The sequence below is a fragment of the Bradyrhizobium sp. USDA 4474 genome, from assembly GCF_054057515.1.
Map to the genome: position 1 here is coordinate 4,913,132 of NZ_JBSRZJ010000002.1, position 20,072 is coordinate 4,933,203.

The 20,072-nt window shown below is 60.4% G+C and carries 13 protein-coding genes and 2 pseudogenes; 12 read left to right on the forward strand and 3 right to left on the reverse strand.

Translation table 11 applies throughout. The features are described from left to right. Nucleotides 1–416: 416 nt before the first annotated feature. Nucleotides 417–1,373, reverse strand: coding sequence for an IS481 family transposase (locus ACVW16_RS24910; RefSeq protein WP_456701683.1), 957 nt, complete (start codon nt 1,371–1,373; stop codon nt 417–419). A gap of 215 nt (nt 1,374–1,588) precedes the next feature. Here ACVW16_RS24910 and ACVW16_RS24915 point away from each other — a divergent pair, with 215 nt between their 5' ends. The 6 genes from ACVW16_RS24915 (at nt 1,589) to ACVW16_RS24940 (ending at nt 8,851) form a co-directional block, all read left to right on the forward strand. Continuing rightward, nucleotides 1,589–3,004 (forward strand): Wadjet anti-phage system protein JetA family protein, encoded by a 1,416-nt coding sequence (locus tag ACVW16_RS24915; protein ID WP_456701684.1) that lies wholly within the window; start codon nt 1,589–1,591, stop codon nt 3,002–3,004. Continuing rightward, nucleotides 2,994–3,635: a DUF4194 domain-containing protein gene (locus ACVW16_RS24920; RefSeq protein WP_456701685.1), complete on the forward strand. Its 642-nt coding sequence runs from the start codon at nt 2,994–2,996 to the stop codon at nt 3,633–3,635. The genes ACVW16_RS24915 and ACVW16_RS24920 overlap by 11 nt, the downstream gene beginning before the upstream one ends. Then, entirely contained in the window at nt 3,632–5,497 is a 1,866-nt protein-coding gene (locus ACVW16_RS24925) for an ATP-binding protein (RefSeq protein ID WP_456802441.1), read from the forward strand. Before ACVW16_RS24920 ends, ACVW16_RS24925 begins: the two co-directional genes overlap by 4 nt. After that, nucleotides 5,436–7,133, forward strand: coding sequence for an SbcC/MukB-like Walker B domain-containing protein (locus ACVW16_RS24930; protein ID WP_456701687.1), 1,698 nt, complete (start codon nt 5,436–5,438; stop codon nt 7,131–7,133). The genes ACVW16_RS24925 and ACVW16_RS24930 overlap by 62 nt, the downstream gene beginning before the upstream one ends. Beyond that, nucleotides 7,130–8,326, forward strand: coding sequence for a Wadjet anti-phage system protein JetD domain-containing protein (locus ACVW16_RS24935; RefSeq protein ID WP_456701688.1), 1,197 nt, complete (start codon nt 7,130–7,132; stop codon nt 8,324–8,326). The genes ACVW16_RS24930 and ACVW16_RS24935 overlap by 4 nt, the downstream gene beginning before the upstream one ends. A gap of 306 nt (nt 8,327–8,632) precedes the next feature. Then, the gene (locus ACVW16_RS24940) at nt 8,633–8,851 is read left to right on the forward strand and encodes a hypothetical protein (protein ID WP_456701689.1); all 219 of its coding nucleotides are present in this window, start codon (nt 8,633–8,635) and stop codon (nt 8,849–8,851) included. Between the two features lie 148 nt (nt 8,852–8,999). On the opposite strand, the gene ACVW16_RS24945 is transcribed toward ACVW16_RS24940, so the two are convergent. Beyond that, the gene (locus tag ACVW16_RS24945) at nt 9,000–11,027 is read right to left on the reverse strand and encodes an alpha,alpha-trehalose-phosphate synthase (UDP-forming) (RefSeq protein ID WP_456701690.1); all 2,028 of its coding nucleotides are present in this window, start codon (nt 11,025–11,027) and stop codon (nt 9,000–9,002) included. 11 nt (nt 11,028–11,038) lie between these two features. On the opposite strand from ACVW16_RS24945, the gene ACVW16_RS24950 reads away from it, so the two are divergent. The 6 genes and pseudogenes from ACVW16_RS24950 to ACVW16_RS24975 all read left to right on the forward strand — a co-directional run bounded on the left by ACVW16_RS24950 (nt 11,039) and on the right by ACVW16_RS24975 (nt 18,320). Next, nucleotides 11,039–11,326 carry a hypothetical protein gene (locus ACVW16_RS24950; protein WP_456701691.1) on the forward strand — a complete coding sequence of 96 codons (288 nt, stop codon included), beginning with the start codon at nt 11,039–11,041 and terminating at the stop codon, nt 11,324–11,326. A gap of 1,903 nt (nt 11,327–13,229) precedes the next feature. Further along, nucleotides 13,230–14,279: an aromatic ring-hydroxylating dioxygenase subunit alpha gene (locus ACVW16_RS24955; RefSeq protein ID WP_456701692.1), complete on the forward strand. Its 1,050-nt coding sequence runs from the start codon at nt 13,230–13,232 to the stop codon at nt 14,277–14,279. A gap of 76 nt (nt 14,280–14,355) precedes the next feature. Next, nucleotides 14,356–14,508, forward strand: a pseudogene (locus tag ACVW16_RS24960) (GntR family transcriptional regulator); the annotation flags it as partial. Between the two features lie 7 nt (nt 14,509–14,515). Next, a pseudogene (locus ACVW16_RS24965) lies at nt 14,516–15,495 on the forward strand (PDR/VanB family oxidoreductase). 267 nt (nt 15,496–15,762) lie between these two features. Further along, complete coding sequence (locus tag ACVW16_RS24970; protein WP_456701693.1) at nt 15,763–17,061, forward strand: glycoside hydrolase family 28 protein; 1,299 nt, start codon at nt 15,763–15,765, stop codon at nt 17,059–17,061. Between the two features lie 254 nt (nt 17,062–17,315). After that, nucleotides 17,316–18,320: a pectinesterase family protein gene (locus ACVW16_RS24975; protein WP_456701694.1), complete on the forward strand. Its 1,005-nt coding sequence runs from the start codon at nt 17,316–17,318 to the stop codon at nt 18,318–18,320. 703 nt (nt 18,321–19,023) lie between these two features. On the opposite strand, the gene ACVW16_RS24980 is transcribed toward ACVW16_RS24975, so the two are convergent. After that, nucleotides 19,024–19,647, reverse strand: a complete 624-nt coding sequence (locus ACVW16_RS24980) for a J domain-containing protein (protein ID WP_456701695.1) — start codon at nt 19,645–19,647, stop codon at nt 19,024–19,026. Between the last annotated feature and the right edge of the window lie 425 nt (nt 19,648–20,072).

Consider the following 20,072-nt stretch of genomic DNA (forward strand, 5'->3'; position numbering starts at 1 on the left):
GATGGAGCCCATCAACCCACTCTGGTTGCGTTTGGTCAGCTAGCCCTGCGACGCTGCCCCCTAAAGCGGGTGCGCCGGCCTTGGACTTTTTCAGCCAGACACCGTCAGCATCCCGTATGGTTAACCAACTGCTTCGCACGGCGCGGAAAGGCCAGGGTGGGGAAGAAAAAGGCATCGAAGCGGGCATGCGCACGCCGATCGGAAAGCGTGTCACGGTCCTAATAATGATCGATCCCCAGATCGCCGCCGGCATGCGGCGGCCCTCGAAGAGAAGCGGGCCGCCTGGTCGGTTATGGAGGATGCCGCTCGGGAGTACCTCAAGTGACGCAAGGAAAGCGGGGAAGCAATAGCGTCATCGGCGTCTCGCAGCGACCTTTCTGCCGACGGCAGCCCCCTCGGCGTGAGGGCGCCCCGGCCTAGCTGTGGAGCCTCAAGAGGTTGACCTCAGTCAGACCGAGGCGGCTGATCGGGGTTTGTGACTTTATACCACCATGAGGCCGGTGCCAGTTGTATCGATGCAGCCAGATCGGCAGCTCTTGGGCGCGGCGATTGGAGGTTGGATAGGCTTTGGCATAAGCCCATTCCCGTAGTGCGGTTTGGATGAAGCGCTCTGCCTTGCCATTCGTTCTCGGCGTGTAGGGTTTGGTGCGGATGTGCTTGATGCCCAGGTCGCGGCACGCCTCGCCGAAGGCGTGAGATCGGTAGCAACCGCCATTGTCGGTCATGACGCGCGTGACGGTGACCCCAAGGCCTCCATAATAAGCCACAGCCGCCTTGAGAAAAGACACCGCGCTGTCCACCGTCTCGTCCGGTTTGATCTCCGAGAAAGCGACGCGGGAATGGTCGTCAATGCAGACGTGGACGAACTCCCAGCCGACGCCTCGGCTCCTGTTTGGACCACTTGAATCGCCGGTGATGCGATGACCAACCCGCTCGAAACGCCCGAGCTTTTTGATGTCGATGTGAATGATCTCGCCTGGAGACTCACGCTCATAACGGCGCTCCGGCTCGGCCGGTTCAAGATCGCGGATCCGGTTCAAGCCCAAACGACGAAGCACTCGGCTGACCGTGGCTGGCGACACCTTGACCTCGATTGCGATTTGCTGGCCGGTGTGGCGCTGCCGGCGCAAGGCCTCGATAGCCGTGCATGTGGCCGCAGGAGTTTGGCTCGGCGATGAGTGCGGCCTTGAGGGGCGGTCACGCAACCCCTCCACACCGTCCTCACGGAACCGCTGGACCCATTTGGCAACGGTCTTGGGCGTCGTGTTGAACTGGAAGGCCGCGTCAGCCTGGCTCAGCCCACCCTCGACTACGCTTCGCACCATCGCCTCTCGACCTTTGGGCGTCAAAGGCGCATTCTTGTGGACGTTCATCTGGTCTCTCCTTGGAACACTGAAGCTTCGCAACCTCAGCTTCCTCGGTTCAGACCAGATGGACAACCTCTTGAGAGACCACACCTAGCTCACCACGACGCTCGATACATAACGCTGAGCGGGGGGGGGGCGACGTTAGAACGCCCTGAAACTTCTCAGTTTTTTCTTGCGGTTGAGTCAATATGACGGTTCAATCGGTAGGCTGAGGACCCGCTATGAAGCTGTTTGGCTATCTCCCAGAGACCCTCTTCCGCCCTCTCTCGGGCCCGAAAAAGCACGTCTACGCTCGTCTCCTCATGCGGCTCTACGAGCGCGTGTACTCTGCCCGCATCCTCGAGACCCCGCTGCGAGAAGAGGTCGTCAAGCAGATCGAGATCGGACTTTCGGAGTTCAGCATCGACACAATGGGTGATCTTTCCGAGGGGGATCCGGACGAAGACCAGACGACGAGCCAGGCCCACTATCTCGCCTACTACCGTTTACGCGATTCCGGTTGGCTCACCGAAGACACCGAAAAGTGGCGGACCTACGTCGACATGAATCCGGACGCCTTCATGGTCCTGGGGGCGATTACCGATTTCGGCAACAGTCGCATACGCGTTGCCGGCGCCGTGGTCGACGTCAAGAACAACCTGGAGGCCGCATTTCGTGAGCCGGAGACGATGGCCCAAGGCCTGGCCAACGCACACGACACGGCTCTGCGTTTCGCGCGCAGCATGCGCCGCATCCTCGCCGGCATGCGTGAGATTGAGGACCGCATTCTCGGCAATCCGAACGCGGCCGCCATCCTTCGCACGTTCTTCCAGGATTTCGTCGACGGGCTGCTGATCGCCGACTACAAGCAGCTCAAGACGTCCAACAACCCCTACCGTCATCGTCGCATGATCGCATCTCTCGCGGGCGACATGCTCGCGGACGCCGAGCGCCTCGGCAAGATCGCACGCGCCTACATCGAGCAAGGTGTTATGGCCGCAGGCGCCACTATTGCCACGGCCGAGGCACGCGTCATCGCGGAGCTCGAGAAGATCAAGAGCGTGTTCGAGGATGTCGGGCCGTTCATGGATAAGATCGAGGACTTCCGGGATCGGCTCGAACGCCGCATCCGCACCGCCGTACACTACATGGATGTCATCGGAGAGGGATCCGCGGAGCGCATCGTCCGGTTAATCGAGCAGCTCTCGAAGATAGGCAACGACGAGGTCGAGATCCGGCTGAGGTCGCCGGATGTCGGTCTGCCGGTCACGTCGCTCGCGTTGTACACCCCCCCGCCACCTAAAGCTCCGCCCGAGCGGACGCGGTTCAAGGTTCCGAAGCAGGACCCCTATCTTCGCGCCTATGTACAAGCCACAACCGAGTTTGATCGGATGGTGCGGGTGACCGATCAGAGGCTGCTCGAGTTCGCTCGTCGGAAGATGCAAGATCGCGACGTCGTCTCGTCTGCGGAGGTCGAGATCGAAAGCATTGCCGATCTGTTCGCCTACCGGGCGTTCCCGAACCTGGCTGCCGTCGGTCGCTCCGTGCGACTAGGCGAATTTACGGTCACGCTGGAAGAGGGGCGCACCTCCAACGACTGGATCGACGTGACCGCCTTCCGCATCGCGAGAACGAGGACCTCGGCCGATGCTGCGTGATCTTTCCAAAATCATCGACGACGCGGACTCCGAAGGCCATGACGGCGACCATCTCCAGAAAGAGTTGCGTCAGGCCGCCCAGGTGCTTTGGCGTGCGCAGTTCATCTATGAGAACGATTGGGGCATAAAGACCTCGTACGAAGTGCTGCGCCACTACGCGAGCTATTTCGAGAACCTGTTTGACGCGCTCGGATATCGGGTCGTCGGCAGGCCGAACGACGGATACCTCGGCCTGGTCGCGAACGAACTGCCTCCGCGCCAGAGCATGAAGCTCGACGAGAGCCTGCTGCTGCTGGTGCTGCGACTCCACTATGAGGAAGCGTTCACCCGGTACGAAGCGAAGGAATTCGGCGAGGTGGAGGTCGAGAGCGAGCACATCCTGCAGATCTACGAAGATCGGACCCATCGGGAGCGGCCCAACTTCGGGCGGGTGAAGGAAATCCTCGCCGGCTTCCGGCAGAGGGGACTCGTCAGGATCGAGGATCGGGACGACAGGAACTTCACCTTGTTCCTGCGGCCTGCATTGCCGATCGTTGTCTCCAGGGACACACTTGGCTCGCTGGAGGAGTTCGTGTCGCGTTCCACCGCGGCGGCGGAAAAGCCCGACGTCACGAGCGAGGGGCAGGCGTGATCGAACTCCGTCGCATCATTCTGGTCGACTGGTACCTGTTCCGCGCTCAGCAGGTCGATATGCGCGGCATGACCGCCATCATCGGACCGAACGGCGCGGGAAAATCGGCGATCATCGACGCCGTGCAGACCGTTCTGTCCGGCGCGAGTATGGCCAGCATCCGATTCAATCCGAGTGCCCAGAGCAACGTCAGGAGCAAGCGGACGCTGCGCGACTACTGTCTCGGCGTTGTCTCGCTCGACGAAAAGGGCGAGAGGTCGGAGCCGACGCGACAGCATGCCTACACTTACGTCATCCTTGTCTTTCAGGACGTGACCGGCGGACCGGCCGTGAGCTTGGGCGTAGCCTTCGCGGCATCGGCATCGAGGAGCGACGAAACCTGCGAAGCGCGTTTCATCATAAAGGGGGCCGTGACCAAGGATGACGTCCTCGCCGCGCTCGACGACGACGAGGTCGAGACGCTACAGTGGCACGCCGTGCGCACCGCGATGCGTGCCCGGAAAATCGACGTCGACGATGCATTTTCGAGCGCAACCGACTTCGTGGCGGAATCGCTCAGGGCCTTGTCACCGGCGGGCTTCCCGCTCGACCCGCGGCGTTTCCAGAGGGCGTTCAGGAACGCCCTGCTGCTGAAGCCGGTGGACAATCCGACGGAGTTCGTCCGGAATTACGTTCTCGATGTCCAGCCAATCGAGGTCGACAGACTGCGCCGGGGGATCGAGCATTGGCGCTCGCTGACCCACCGTATCGAGGAGTTGAAGGCCCAAAGCGCGAGCCTCGCTGTAGTTCTCCGCATCGTCAGTCGGGCTATCGAAAACGAACGGGTCATCGCAACCACCAGCTGGCAGATTGCCCGCCTGGAATGGGAGAAATTCCGCCGCGAGGCCAGGCGGCAGGAAGAGGCACTCGCGCAGCTGCGGACCGCCGCGCGCAACGCGGAAGTCGAAGCGACCACCGCCGCGGCCCGGCACGGCACGCTCGAAGCCGAGCACAAGAGCATTGAGCTTTCGATTAGGACCAGCGACGCCGAGCAGCTTGCCCAGATGTACGAGTCAGACAAGACCGCGGCTCTGAGCAAGCGCGCCAACGCCATGGCACCACTGAAGGATCTCGAGAGCCTCATCGCTTCGATCAAGAAGGCCGTCGAGCTCAATCTGTTGGTTCGTCGCGACGACCTGCTGCATGCGCTGCTGAGCGCAGTTGTCATCGCCCGGAGTAGGGCACCCCTTTCCGAGTGGGACAAGACGCTCCCGGACGATTGGAAGGACAGCACCTCACATCTTGATGCGGCCCTTGCCGCAGTCGACCAGGAGCGTCTGGCGGCGGTCCGCAAGACGTTCTCGGACGTCCATTTCAACGCCCGCGTGGCGACAAGAGATCTGCAGGATCGTATCGATCAGATCGACAGTAATCTAAAGCGCATGGACCAGGGACTGAGCCCGATCGAGCGAGGCACCCGGGATCTGATTGACCAGCTTCGTTCGCACGGGATCGAAGCCGAACCTTTGTGCGATGTAGTGGAAATCCGCGAAGACAAGTGGCGGATGGCCCGCCGAAGCCGTCTTGGGACGGTCGCGGGAGGCGCTCATCGTCGAACCCAGTCGAGCCGTCCGGGCCCTCGAGATCTACCGGGAGGGCGGAGAATTTTCATTCCAGCACGCCGAGGTGATCAACACGACCAAGACCGAAAGCACCAGACCGTCAGAAAAAGGGTCGCTGGCACAGATCATCAGCACGGAAAACCGGCATGCGCGGGCCTTCCTGAACTATCGCCTTGGCCGGCTCATGATGGTGGAGACCATGGACAAGATGGCCGCCGCCGAGAACGCCATCACGCCGGACCGCATGATGCAGGGCGGTAGGACGGTCCGGCGACTTCCTAAACCCGAGCACCTTAAGCTCGGACGGTCTACGCAGGCCCAGATGCGTCAACAGCTTCAAGCCGAGCGGCAGGAGCTCGCGCTGCAGCTTGCCGAGCGGGCGCGCGAGGTTGGCCGCCTAGAAGAAGAGGCACGGCTTTTCGAGGACATGTTCGCCCGCTTCCAGAAGATGCTCGAAGCTGGCCTGACATGCTTCGACTGCGGCGCAGACCTGGCCGCTTTCGACCGCAAGATCGCGGAGATCGAGAAGAACATCGAGGACGCGAAGCGTAATCGCGATCCCAAGCTCGTCGCCGACCTGAAGCGCCTCGCGACGGGAGTCGAGACGGCGGGCCGTAGAAAGTCAGAGACACAGAAGGCCTTTGATTATGCAAAGAGTGCTCGCGATAAGGCCGAAGGTGCCTACGATGACTACATGCAAAAGAACCGCGACTCCGCCCGTGTAGCTCGACGCGACCGCGCGCGTCAGTTGCGGCAGGACTTTCCGCAATCGACAACTATGCGTGGCTATCGACAGGAAGTTGCCGCGCTGGCGACGGAGACCATTGCGAACCATATCGTGGGGATGATCGCGGACAGGGAGACACGTTCTACGACACGGCGCTCCAGCCTCATGCGCGAAATGACCAATGCGGTGAACAAGCATGGTCAAGAATTCCATGTCGTGCCGTCCTTCACCGCTGAGGAGGCGACACCGGCGGCCGTCGAGCAATGGGCCGCGGCTGAAAAGAAGCGCCTCGACGCCCATGAACTGGTTCAATATGAGGAGCAGTGCCGCAACGCCGCGATCGAGATGACCTCGGCATTCCGCGATGATCTCCTACATCGCCTCGACGACGCCTTCACCGGCATCAAGTCGACTTTGAGTGAGCTCAATCGGCACCTCAAGGACCGTCAGTTTCACGGACGGGACTACTACTCCTTCAAGGCGCTTGAGGCCCCGACCCACGTCGAGATGATCGAGCTCGTCGAAGAATCTAGGAAGCCGGAGTTCAACCTGCCTCTCTTCGGGGATCGAAGCGGCGACGCAGCCTCTCCCCTGATCCGGGCGGTGCGCCAGATTGAGGAAATATTGGCCAATCCGGAGGAACGGACGGAGGACATCGAGGACCCGCGCAAGTATTTTAACTTCGAGCTCTACATCCAGGATGCCGAGGGCAAGATCCGCTCCTCGTTGACCAGCCGCGCCGGCACGGGGTCCGGCGGCGAGGGGCAACTGCCGTTCTACATCGCCATCGGCGCTTCTCTAGCCGCCACGTACCAGAACCGTCGCACCGGAGAAAGCGGGCTGTCGCTCGCGATTTTCGACGAGGCCTTTAACCGGCTGGACACGAAGGCCATCGGTCAGTGCTCTCAGTTCATGCGGGATCTCGGGCTCCAGGTCATGCTAGCCACCCCGGACGAAAAGCGCCATGTGTTTATGGAGGTGGTCGACACGGTCGTGAACGTGAACCGACTCGGCAACCTGGTGGTGATCGACACCGAATTCCTGACGGAGAAAATGCGCGACGCTATCGTTGCGATCGATCCCTACCGGAAGGGCTTCGACGTGTTCAAGTCGGAGCTGATCGCGACCGAGCAGACTCAGGCTGCCCCGCAAGACCAGGCTGCGGAATGACCAACGTTAGGACAGCCGACGTCGGCATCGAATTCCTCGAACGCCTGCTCGAGAGAAGCGAACGGAACCCCGATCGGTCTCGCCCGGCTTCCGCGGCTCTGGAATACGACAGGCTGCCGACGGCACAGCAAGTCATCCGTTTCCACGACCAAATGGCATCAGCGACAAGGTTCGGCGCTGTCGAGGTGCAATGGGGCAGAAGAGACCGGAGTCACCTGATCGAGCGAGTCCGCGTCCGCGACCCTGAGCTGCTCGCCAGGCATCTCGGTCGTCCGACAGCGCCGGCTACAGCGCAGCGCCTCAGGGACGAGTTGCTCCCGATCGCCGCGAACGGCGAGCCGTGGGTCGTCGGCTTGTTGGAAGAGATGACAGCTAAGTGGGCCCGCAGCGAGGCAGCGTACCGCCTCACGGCCAGCCAGCCCGACGCCGCCAAGGAGTTCTTCACGCTGTTGGCGTCCATCTCGCGGCAGGAGGCCAGAGGACTGGACGCGCGAACCTTCTCCCAAAAGGCGACGAAAGACACAAAGGCCTTCGATCGGCACGCTTCGCGGATTGCCGGCGTTCTCGCCGTCCGGATCGGGCAGCCGGGCGCAGCGCCGGATGTGGTTTGGGCGAAGATCGGGCTGGAGCGCTTCGGTCACCCTGTCTACCTGAAAGGACCTCTTGCCGTGGAAGGGGCTTGTGGCCGCCTGATCGATGGCCGGGCAAAGCCTTTCGTATCCATTCATCCGGAAATGCTTCCGCAATTGTCGATCCTGGAAAGACCGACGGCGGTGCTGACGATCGAGAACTACGCAAGCTTCAATCGTCAGGTTCGTGAGATCGAGGATGGCGGTCTAGTCGTTTACATCGGCGGCTTTCCCGCGGCAGGGGTCATCGAACTTCTGACCAACGTCCTGAATGCCCTTCCGGCCGATGTGCCGTTTCTTCATTGGGGGGACGTGGACGCCGGAGGCGTGCGCATTTTTAGGTATCTGGAGGAAAGTCTCCCCCGGGGACCACTGCCGCATCTAATGACGAGGGAATTGGCCGAGCAATGCGGCCACTCGACCACTGTCGATCCGAGCCTGGCGTCCATCGCGTCATCAGACAGTAAGATCCGTGGTCTCGCTGAGTGGCTGTGTTCCGGACCTGACGTGCATCACCTGGAGCAGGAGGCTCTCGATCCACTCTCTCCTCTTGCAGCCGGATAGCAGCCGTTTTTGCGGCGGCCGCGCCCCGGGGTCCGGGCGACTTCTTTTCAGGCCCTCACCGGCGCTCTGCACGATGAAAGAGACCGAGCAGCCCTCGACGATCGCAGGCTCGATGTTCATCCGAAGGGGCTGTCCCGGAGCGCCATGTAGAGCCAGGGCATCGGGCAGGAGAGGTCCAAACTTTTAGCTCCGACGGAGCACCGACCAGCGCCTGCGCCATCTGATGGGACACCACCACGACATTCGCGCCCTTAGCCATGAACTGGTCACCTTCAAGGCGGAAACGCACTCGGGCTTCATACAGACATGAAGAAGAGCGGATCTGGGAGCAGCTTTGTTCCGGCTGAATCCTCTCACCAGCTCTTTGTGAACGTCTTTGAACTCGTGCCCGGCTCCGGCGTGACCCAGCGCCATGTCGGCTCGCGCAAAGTGCGCGAGCGCGAGGATCGCTGGACGCTTGTTGTGCTCGGCAGGCCAGCGGACGGGTGCAGATCTTCGATTTTCATGTCGAACCTCTTCTGTTGAGGCGCGATTTTGTAAGATTTGGGGCTGAAGAGCCCGACAGACTTATGTGTCCTTTGACCCATTTATATGGCCCCGCACATCCGTTCACCATGCGGACGCGACACGCCCGCATGCCTCAACGAGAAAGCCGCAGATTGCTCTTTTGTTGCTAAGGACCGGTCACCCGCCATGTCATGCGGTTTGCCCGGTCAATCCTCATGAGGTCGAGCCGTTTCTCACGAGCACCGTCGCGTGGAGCTGTCTGCGCCGGCAAATCCCAGAGGCTGTCCTGTGTGTGCGTCAGCGGGACCGCTAAAGCCTCAAAGGCCGATTTCACGTCTGCATAGGCGGCCTCCTTCAAGGCGGTAGCCGTGGGCTCGACCTCATTATAGACGGCCAGCGCCGCTGCATAAGTTTGATAGAGCGGCATTTGGGCCTCGTTGGTCCAGCCGAGACCGAGATGGTGGAACTGATCAGCCGGAACAGTGATGCGGCTTTTGTCCAGCTCCCGGAGGTAGTCCGCCGACCAGTCGTGGATGGTATAGGATTCAATCTTATCCATCATCGACCGCCAGCGCCTGACACGCTCCTCCAGCGGCATGTTGGTCGCTTTCGAAATAGCGTCTGCAATCTCTTCGGGATTATTTGGATCGATCAGCAGCGCCTCGTCTTCGTTCAAATCTTCAGCCGCCCCGGCAAACTTCGATAAGACCAGAACACCGGGATCATTTGGGTCTTGGGCCGCGACATATTCTTTCGCCACGAGATTCATGCCGTCGCGCAGCGGCGTGACGAGACCTATATTTGCGGCGCGGTAAAGACGGGCGAGTGCAGCCTGGCTGAACGAGTCGCTCGTGTAGTGGATCGCCTTCCACTCGTCCGTGCCATGCTCAGCATTGACTTGGCTGATCGCATTCTCCACGTCCTCCTTGTACTTCTGATATTCGCCAACGTCCGCACGAGAGGACGGCGCGATCTGCAGCAACGAGATGCTGCCAGGCTCCGCGGCTAAAAGGTGGTTGAACGCTTCGACCCTCTTATCGATACCCTTCGTGTAGTCGAGCCGGTCGACGCCGATCGCAAACTTTGCGGCCTCGAATTTCTGCAATAATGACGAGAGTTTTTCTTCCTCTGAGGCCGAAAGCTCTGCCGCAAGATACTTTGCGAACTGGTTGGGATCGATGCCGATCGGGAATTTTTGCAACCGGGTCTGGCCACGGTCCGTTGTCACGGTGCCACCCTTGCTCTCCAGCCCGAAATAGACCCGAAGGCAGGCGAGGAAATTGTTGAGATCCCGGTTTGTCTGAAAGCCGAGCAGATCGTACTCGAGCATCGACTTCATAAGCTCGCGATGGTGAGGTACGTGCTCGATCAAGTCGGGCGCCGGCCAAGGCGTGTGCAGGAAAAAGCCGGTCGGCCGATCAATGCCGAGCCTATGCAGCTCAGCCGCGAGCGGAAGCAAATGATAGTCATGTACCCAGAATACGTCTCGATCCCGGACGTCAAAGGCGGCTCGCGCTATGAAGGCGTTAACGTTTCGATAGCTGTCATAATCGCCTTCGGAGCCCGACATCCGTTCGGACAGGGAATGCATTGCAGGCCACAGTGTCGAATTGGAAAAACCTCGATAATAGCCGGGATAGTCTGCCTCTGGCAGGTTTAGCCTCGCCACGTCGCCTGCACCGGTCTTCACCAGCGGCAAGGGCTGGTCGGTCCCATCTCCGCGGGTATCCGAGGAGCCCACCCAGAGTGCACCGGAACGTTCAACGACCGGTTCCAGGCCGGCCGCAAGCCCGCCGGTCTGAGGCTTATTGGGGTCGAAGGGGGCAACCCGGTTCGAGATGACGACGAGCTTCATATCGCGCCGCTGGTCTACCGGGGCGAGGCCGTCCTTCGGGTCGCTTGAGGCAACGGCAGTGGAAGGTCCAGCTTCTACGTGTTTCCCTTGCTCCAGCGGCACGCTGTCCAGGTGCATGTCGAAGGCAGTCTCGCCTCCAGCTTCATCTTGCTGCGAAGCGCCTGAAGTTCCGGTGTCGAGCGCGTCATGGATTCGAACCATTTCGTATCTCCGTTTGACGATGTTTCCGCTTGACGCTGCGCGGATCGGCCGAGATATCTTCACGATCAGGTTGGCAGGCCCAGCTTTCTGGAAGCTGACCAATCGGCGGGACAGATAGCCGGGCAGGCGCGGCTCCATCGGCGAGGCAAGTGCAACAGGCGGTCAACCATATTGTTGACGAGGAAATGCGCGGTTCGGCTGACGCCGGAATCGATTGGCTGGAAGCAAAACGCTGGCCTATGATCGTTACGACAAGGCGGGGTGTTTTCGTGTTCCTCAATGAGGAGATCACGCTCGGATGGAGCGCGCATTCACCGGTTAAGCTGACGAGAGCGGCACGCAAAAATGTTCAGGACAGTTTTTTACGCCAGACGGACGCGTGTGCCCGTGGCAGAGCGCAAGCAAAACACGCTCGCGCGGCAGCGATAAGACTATGATCCGCGACCCCCAGGACACATGAACCCAGCGCCTCGTCGTCCAGGCGTGTCCCTCATGGCGATCTGTCCAAGCGACGTGAGTGCGATCGGAGTTGCGGTCTGTGCAAATGCGTCCGGTTCGTCGGTACCTTGATGGCCAACTACCCTTTCTCACCGGTCCACGAAGGCTGCGATGCCGTGCGTTATCTGCTATCCAGCTCATTTAACAAGCTGCTCAGATTACACGCGCTTCAGCTATCCACTCCGATGCGATCTTGTCGTCGCAGCCGCGTTCACTAGATCTCGTACCGTGACGCGCTGCGCAAAATGGTGAGATGATGCTGGCCTAAATCGGCAAAGTGTTCGTCCTTTTGATTGGGGGCCGTCGTAGGGAGTGCTGTTAGGTTGTCGCGGTTGGCACCGTCACTGTCTTGCTCAAGACATTAGTTGTTTCAGGCGCAACAAATGGGGCGCCGGTGACGAGATGGTGCGGGAATGCTGAGCTTTGTACCGTATGAAAATGCTCGAATGCATGGCATGCCGGTTGCTTGAATCGGTGACGACACCACTTGTGTTCATGATGCTCATCCAGCACGCGACCCGAGTCTTGAAATGAACTGTTACGACTTCATCAGGCGCCGGTCTCTTGATGCAACTCAGCGCGAACTCAATCATCTTGAGATCGCGCGTTGCTTTGGCGGCCAAAATTCCGGGCCTCTAACAGAGTCGCGGCGAATGTCGGTCCAGATAATATGACGTTATGCTTTGGAACAATCGTTTGTGTCACTTTTAAGCTGCGCCTCAGGCGCTGGAAGCGGTGAGATGCCGAGCGGGGTCTTGCAGCTAGGCCACCGGGCTAGCATCGGTGTTTGCAGATGGTGATGAGCTGATGCAGGACGACTGGGATCCTGAGAAAATAACCAGGCAAATGGACGAGCTCAAGGTCGAGCTGCTTCGTGCCCAATCGGTTGTCGCCGAATGTAAGGCAGGATTGGAGGAGTTGGAACGGAGGCTTGAGCGTCGAGCAATCCCATCGTCGCTTGATGAACGCCGCCGGGACCCTGCGGCAACCGATCCAACACGTAGAGCGCGATCGCCCGAATCGCGAACCGTCGATAATCCCATCGACGAGGAGGGTCCCGTGGCGTTTTCCAGTCGATTATGGGACCGTTAAAAGCGGGACACACGTTTACGGCAGCAGGTTTCGCCACCGACAAACTGAGACGCATCGCTTTCGATCCGGGCGCTCGCAATGGCGGCCTCCCAACATTATGGGCGTTTTGGCGATTGTGGTGCGTTGGCCTGCGGATGGGTGCGGAGTAACATCACATCAGGGAGCCCACACTGCAGTTTTGAGCCTAGCTTCCCGTCTGGCGGCTGTTGGCGCAGATGTCCTGAATGAATGTCAACAACTCTTTAGGTTTGGCTCAGGGCCAGCTCGGTTGTTTAGTACGTCATCTACGCGTCAAAACTGCCTGGCAGACCTTTCTGGGCGCGCGTCAACATCGTGACACTCCACAATAGCCTCGGCGCTAGGCCTGCGACGGCTCTGGTACTTGTGACTGCGGATAAAGGGCCAGATCCGGAAATTCGCATCGACGATAACGCGAACTGGCTGACTATGTCCCGCAAAATGTGGTTCGGAAGAAGCCGGAAAACGGCAGTCACTTACGCTACATTCGCCCCGGGCAATGCTCTGCCTGATGCCTTACGGTAGGCCCCGGCTGTAACCTCGTCAGCTTCTCGAAAGCTGGACCGAATACCGAATAATCAACTGCCCCCCGGACGAGAGGTTGCCGTGGACTCGCACAATTTCGACGTATCCAAATGCAGCGGCTCCGCCATTGGTACAGGGCGCTTCTTAGTCGATCAGCAGCCGAACCTGGCTGAACATAAGGTGTCCCTAAGCCTTGGGAGATCGCCCATGACGAAACCCTTCCCCATGAACGCCTGGTACGCCGCCGCGTGGGATGCCGAGGTGAAGCCGGCGCTGTTGCCCCGGACGATCTGTGGCAAGCATGTCGTGATGTATCGGAAGGCCGATGGCTCGGTGACTGCGCTGGAGGATGCCTGCTGGCATCGCCTGGTGCCGTTGTCGAAGGGCCGGCTCGAAGGCGACACCGTCGTCTGCGGCTATCACGGCCTGAAATACAATGCGCAGGGGCGCTGCACCTTCATGCCATCGCAGGAGACCATCAACCCGTCGGCCTGCGTCCGCGCCTATCCCGTGGTCGAGCGTCACCGCTACATCTGGCTCTGGATGGGCGATCCTGCGCTGGCTGATCCCGCGCTGGTGCCCGACATGCACTGGAATCACGATCCAGCCTGGGCCGGCGACGGCAAGACCATCCGCGTGAACTGCGACTACCGTCTCGTGCTCGACAATCTCATGGACCTCACCCACGAGACCTTCGTGCACGGCTCCTCGATTGGAAACGACGCCGTGGCCGAAGCGCCGTTCGACGTCACCCATGGCGAGAAGACGGTCACCGTGACGCGCTGGATGCGCGGCATCGAGGCGCCGCCGTTCTGGGCCAAGCAGCTCGGCAAGCCTGGTCTGGTCGACCGCTGGCAGATCATCCGTTTCGAGGCGCCCTGTACCATCGCCATCGACGTCGGCGTCGCGCCGGCAGGTACCGGCGCGCCCGAGGGCGACCGCTCGCAGGGCGTCAACGGCTTCGTGCTGAACACCATCACGCCCGAGACAGAGAAGACCTGCCATTATTTCTGGGCCTTCGTCCGCAATTACCGGCTCGGCGAACAGCGCCTCACCACCGAGCTCCGCGAAGGCGTCTCCAGCATCTTCCGCGAGGACGAGCTGATCCTCGAGGCGCAGCAGCGCGCCATGGACGAGAACCCGGATCGCATCTTCTACAATCTCAACATCGATGCCGGCGCGATGTGGATGCGCAAGCTGATCGACAAGATGGTGGCGAAGGAAAACGGACCGCAGCATCTGCAGGCCGCGGAGTAGGGCATGGCCGAGGTCGACCGCTCCGTCTCGCAGACCGTGAAGGCGCAGCTCGCGCTGCGCGACCAGATGTTGTCCGGATCGCTCTGAGAACCGTGAGGGTGCGCGGGCCGAAGCGATCATGCGCGAGCACGCCCGGCTTGCGGTGCGCAATCTCCGCCTCGCACTGCGCAATCGCACCCATCTCGACCTCTTGCCGGCGCTCGCGCTGATCAAGACCACAACCGATTGAGGGCACCATGCGCTTCATCGAAACCTGGATTCCCGCAACGCTGGTCTCGACGCGCGATCTGTCGCCCGGCATCCGCGAATTCCTGATCAGGCCCGACCAGTTTGATGGCGCCGCCTATCCGGTCGGCAGCCACATCAGTGTCAGCGTCACCATCCACGGCCAGCCGGAGACGCGGTCCTATTCACTGGTCGGTGAAGCGAGCCCGCAAGGCTACAGGATCGCGGTGCGCCGCGCCGAGGATTCCCGTGGCGGCTCGCGCTACATGTGGCAGCTGGCGCCGGGCGCGCGGCTCGACATCACGCGGCCGGCGTCGCTCGTCGCGGTCGACTGGGAGCGCGAAAACTATTGCCTGATCGCCGGCGGCATCGGCATCACCCCGATCCTCGGCGCTGCGCAGGCGCTGGCGCGCCGTGGATCGAAGGTCGCGCTGCACTATGCCGTGCGCGGGCGTGCGGATGGCGCCTATCTCGATGACCTCGCAAGCCTGCTGGGTGATCGGCTGGTCGTCCATGCCAGCGACGAAGGCAAGCGGCTCGATCTCGAGGCGCTGTTCGCCTCGCTGCCGAAGGGCACGCTTGCGCTGTTCTGCGGCCCGATGCGCATGCTCGATGCCGCCCGCCACGCCTGGATCGGCGCCGGCCATCCGCTGTCAGATCTGCGCTACGAGACCTTCGGCTCCAGCGGCTCGCTGCCGACCGAGGCCTTTCGCGTGCGCCTGAAGGACACCGATGTAGAGCTCGAGATTCCGCGCGAGCGTTCGATGCTCGACGTTCTCAACGCCAGCGGCTTTGAGGTGATATCCGACTGCAAGCGCGGCGAATGCGGCCTATGCGCATCGACGTCGTCGCCTTCGACGGCGAGATCGACCATCGCGACGTCTTTTTCAGCGATCACCAGAAGCAAAGCAACGCGAAGATCTGCACCTGCGTCTCGCGGGCGAGGGGCACGATCACGGTGGATACGCTGCTGCGGGCCGATGCGGTTTGAGTTGAAGCGTCATGCCCGGGCTTGTCCCCGGCATCCAGGTTCTGCTGACTGTTTAACGAAGCGGTTGAGAGCACGAGGCATCTCACAAAACCACGTTATTGCGTCAATGCAGAGTGATACCGTTTGGCATTCGCCGCCCGGCCAATGCTGCGTCTTATAAACGTCATCTTGCACGGGCCAGTAGCGCGCGGCGCGGCTCGATCAAGCTAGCGCTCGGCAATTGACAGCAACGGGCAGAGATGCGCGTGACAAAACACGAGGAGATTGATGACGAAGCGTTTTTGCAATTTGGCCCTATTGTCCGTACTCACCTCGTTACTTGGCTTCCCAGCCGCGAAAGCGCAAGACCGGCGGATTATCAGTGAACCTGTTGCACCTCTTACGGTGTGCGACCGCCCCGTGCCGTCTGGCAAGCAAGATACGGCCATGTTGCAAGATGCTATCGATCAATGCCCCTCCGGAGCCGCCGTGTATTTAGCGCGTGGCGAATTCCGCTCGGGCCCACTCGAGATGAAGTCGGGCGTGACCTTATGGGTCGGACGTGGTGCGAGGCTGATCGCCATCGCAGAGCCTGCTGCTTACGACAAGGGTTTCGGACAATGTGGGCGCATTGCGGAGAAGGGCGATGGCTGCCGGCCATTCATCAGCTTTTCTAAGACGCGAGGCGGCGGCATCTACGGAGAGGGCATCATCGATGGTCAGGGCGGCGCATTGATTGCTGGCAGCGCGGAAACATGGTGGCAGCTTGCCCGGCGCGCCCAAGCCGAAGGCGGCAACCAGAACGCCCCGCGCTTGATCCAGATCGATCATGCGCAGAACATCACGTTCTCTGGTGTCACCTTGCGCAACGCTCCCAATTTTCATATCGCGATGAACCGGGGCGAAGGTGCCACATTTTGGGGCCTCACGATCGATACGCCCGCGGATGCCCGCAACACCGACGGCATCGACGTTGGCGCGAGTCAGGATGTGACCATCACCCACAGCTTGATCCGCACGGGAGACGACAACGTCGCAATCAAGGCCGGCGACAGTGGTTCAAGCAGCCATATCTCGATAATCGATAATTATTTCGGCTCGGGGCACGGCATGTCGATTGGCAGTGAGGTGAATTCCGGTGCCAGAGACATATTGGTGCGTAATCTGACGTTGGATGGCACGACGTCGGGTCTGCGCATCAAGAGCGATGTTAGTCGAGGCGGTCTGGTCGAAGGTGTGACGTATGAGTACGTGTGCCTGCGGGGCAACCGGTGGCCCTTGTCTTTCGACGCAAAATATGATCCGCGCGCTCAAGGCACTAAGATTCCGGTCTATCGGCAAATCGTTCTCCGTCATGTGCATGGTGACTCTGGTGTGTTGCTGATGCGCGGCCTAGACGAGGCGCACGCATTTGACGTGACACTCGAAGATGTCCGATTTTCCAGGACCGCGACTTGGCAAATCGAGCACGCGAAAGTCACCGCAGATCATTCCGACGTATCGCCGCCGCTGCCGGGGCGAGCCGCAGGACCACTGCTGCGCGGGTCGGAGGTTTGTTCCGGGGCATTCCGCGATGGCAAACGGTAAGCACGACATCCGCCGGCGATCTCGGGTGGTGAGTTACGCATGGTCCAAAGCGGCCGGTGTTGACGCAAGTGAGCCCGTTGTCCTGACTTCGTTACGATCGTCCGGCGGCTTGCCAACCTCGGAATGCGAAGCTGACGTTGGCGGGGCTGATTTCGCGCGAAAATGTGTGGGGCTTGGCGCGGCGGCTGTCCCGCTGAGACACGCTCTACCAACTGCGCCCAAGGTGCCGCTGATTGAACGAAGTGTAAGATCACATGGGAATTTTCGTTCGCCGCGCTGTAGTTCTGGCGGGATGTTTGTGCATCCCTCCGGCGTACGCTCAGCCACTGTTGGTGTCGCATGCCGAAAATGCAGATTATCATTCCGTACAGCAAGCCATCGATGCTTTGCCGGCGGAAGGCGGAGATGTCCTGATCAGGCCGGGCATCTATCGTGAGAAGGTCAAAATCTCCAAATCCGGCGTTCATCTCTCAGGGACTGGTAGCAATCCGGGGGATACCGTCATTGTGTATGGGGACGGTGCCATCAATGTAGGAGGAACCCTCCTCTCGGCGACGTTGAGTGCCACTGGCGATGACTTCCGGCTCGACAATCTGTCCATCCAGAACGACTACGCCCTCAATCCGGCCAATCCACCTTCGCAAGCGGTTGCACTATCCCTTACCGGAGACAAGGACGTCGTTACGCGCGTCCGCCTGCTCGGCGCCCAGGACACGCTGTTTGCTGGCAAGGGTCCAAACGGCAGAATGTCACGCCAATACTTCTCGAACTGCTACATCGAAGGGCATGTTGATTTCGTGTTTGGCAACGCCAAGGCTTGGTTCCGGCAATGTGAGTTGCGCGGCATCGCCAATCAAGCGGTCGTCTTTACGGCCCAGAGCAAGGCAGCTCCCGATGAGGACAGCGGCTATGTTTTTGATCATTGCAGCCTAAGTGCCGATCCTGGCGCGCGCAATATCGCGCTTGGTCGCCCTTGGCGGGCCTACGCTACAGTGGTTCTCCTGTCGACCAAGATAGATGCGCAGGTCGTTGCGGAAGGCTGGCGGGAATGGGCTCCCGGCAAGACCAACTCTTTGAGCACGAGCTATTATGCCGAATATAGATCTTTCGGGGTCGGGGCTAACCCCTCAGGCCGCGAACCTCACTCCCATCAACTGACCGATAGCGAAGCCGCGAGATGGTCGCTGGGAGTGTTCTTCGGAGGTGCCACAGATTGGCTGCCAACGGAACGACGTGGAGGGAACACAAAGCAGCACTGACGGTGAGGAAATGACGATGCTCCTTGGATAAACAGCGGGGCGGGGAGGGCAGATAGGCGCTGCCGCGGGCTCACGCCTCACCGGCATCGCTAGGCGCCGTGTCGGAAGACAGTTTTTAGGAAATCGGAGCCGTTCAGACACCTACTCACGAAAGGGGAAGCCCCTCTAGCAGCCTGCGATAGCCGAGTGCTTGATCGACGCCATGCACGTTGAAGCGCTCAAGTTCACCTGCCTTGCCTGTCTCGCAGCGATCTGCAGGAGATAGGTGAGTGGCGCAGTCCGGGGGACTACGTCAGAAGCCGGTCCTCGACGCTGCGATGCATGGGCTCTCATGATTGATCGTTGACCCGTCAGCACGGTGCGAATAGGTCCGGACGGGTCGCCGCAGCGCGCTAACCCTTTCCATACAGCCAACGGGTATCGGGGAAAGGTTTGTACTTTCGTGTTCCCCCTAGAAGAACGGAGGGATCGATCCTGCGCAAGTCCTCTTGAAGCTTCAAAGATGGACCGCCGCCGGTGGTCGCGACTCAATCTTCCCAATCGCTGCCGGAACGACACGAACCGTCCATCATGTTGATGGTCACCATGTATGGCGGAAAGCGCGTCGGCCAAGAAAGTCAAACTACCAGCCTAGCCAGAGCAACGCTCTGGTGGTTCCGGCCTTCACTTCCGAAGCGCCGTGAAGCAAAGAGAGATGTTCGAGCTAACTCTCGCGCACCACGGTCTTCAGGTACTGGTAGGCCTTGATTATCTCGACCAGGCGAGTTTCCCTGGAGTGATCGCCGCCATTGACATCGGGATGGTGCTGCTTAACCAGCACCTTGTACTTCGCCTTGATATCGCCGAGCGTCGCATTGGCATTAAGGCCCATCACCTGCAACGCTTTGCCCTCGGCATTCAAAATCTTGCGCGCCTCGGGCTTGGGCTTCGCGCGCGGGCGGGCCCCGGCACGTCCGTTCAGCTCGGCGAGCGTGCAGAGGGCATGCCAGTCGTCCTCGAAAGCGGCAGTGCTGCCAGTCGTTCTGCGAGCGCTGATGTTCTCGCCTATCTTCCAGGTCGGACGATGGCCAGTCAGCGCATCCTTCCGGTAGCGCTCGACCGCTTCGGCGTCCATCCCCGAGAAAAAATTATAGGACTGATTGTATTTGCGAACATGCCCGATGCAGAAGTGCCAATAGTCGCGCGCATTGCCGCGGCCCTTAGGCGCGGGGTGGGTAGCCTTGTTCTGGCAACCAGGCCATTCGCATCGCGCCGCGGTCTGCGGTTCCTGCGCTCCCTGCTTGTTGATGCGAATGGAGGCGAAGATTTCGGATGTGTCGATCAGCATAACCTTGCTCCGTTGGCGGAGCGGCAGTTAAACAGCGCCGCTTCTATGCTAGAGACTTGACTTGGACGGCAAGTTGGGTCTGGCTCGGCCTTTGCGTCTGGTCAGTCGCCTGGTGTAGCAGGCACGTCCTAGCAATCGATATGCCAGGCCTCGCGAGCTTGGTTCGGACCATCATCTCTTTGCGAATTCAGCTCAGCTAATCGCAATTTGCTGTCGGATTCTGCACACGGACGTCTTGAACGGGACCGGGGAAATACTCCCAAAGGTAATGTGCAGTAATCCGTCGCAACGACGAATGCGAGCGGCGTCTTCTCAATCTTGTTAAAAAGCTCGAAAAAGATTCCGTCTTGCGCAGCGAAACAGAAAGCGCACTGTTCGCGAGGGGCATTCGCAAACTGCTCGTTCACGGATCAACGGAAGTCACA

Excerpts from the sequence above, each read along its gene's own strand:
- ACVW16_RS24910 (WP_456701683.1), bottom strand. The coding sequence starts at position 1,373 with ATGAACGTCCACAAGAATGCGCCTTTGACGCCCAAAGGTCGAGAGGCG.
- ACVW16_RS24915 (WP_456701684.1), top strand. The coding sequence starts at position 1,589 with ATGAAGCTGTTTGGCTATCTCCCAGAGACCCTCTTCCGCCCTCTCTCG.
- ACVW16_RS24920 (WP_456701685.1), top strand. The coding sequence starts at position 2,994 with ATGCTGCGTGATCTTTCCAAAATCATCGACGACGCGGACTCCGAAGGC.
- ACVW16_RS24930 (WP_456701687.1), top strand. The coding sequence starts at position 5,436 with ATGGACAAGATGGCCGCCGCCGAGAACGCCATCACGCCGGACCGCATG.
- ACVW16_RS24935 (WP_456701688.1), top strand. The coding sequence starts at position 7,130 with ATGACCAACGTTAGGACAGCCGACGTCGGCATCGAATTCCTCGAACGC.
- ACVW16_RS24940 (WP_456701689.1), top strand. The coding sequence starts at position 8,633 with ATGAAGAAGAGCGGATCTGGGAGCAGCTTTGTTCCGGCTGAATCCTCT.
- ACVW16_RS24945 (WP_456701690.1), bottom strand. The coding sequence starts at position 11,027 with ATGGAGCCGCGCCTGCCCGGCTATCTGTCCCGCCGATTGGTCAGCTTC.
- ACVW16_RS24955 (WP_456701692.1), top strand. The coding sequence starts at position 13,230 with ATGACGAAACCCTTCCCCATGAACGCCTGGTACGCCGCCGCGTGGGAT.
- ACVW16_RS24970 (WP_456701693.1), top strand. The coding sequence starts at position 15,763 with ATGACGAAGCGTTTTTGCAATTTGGCCCTATTGTCCGTACTCACCTCG.
- ACVW16_RS24975 (WP_456701694.1), top strand. The coding sequence starts at position 17,316 with ATGGGAATTTTCGTTCGCCGCGCTGTAGTTCTGGCGGGATGTTTGTGC.
- ACVW16_RS24980 (WP_456701695.1), bottom strand. The coding sequence starts at position 19,647 with ATGCTGATCGACACATCCGAAATCTTCGCCTCCATTCGCATCAACAAG.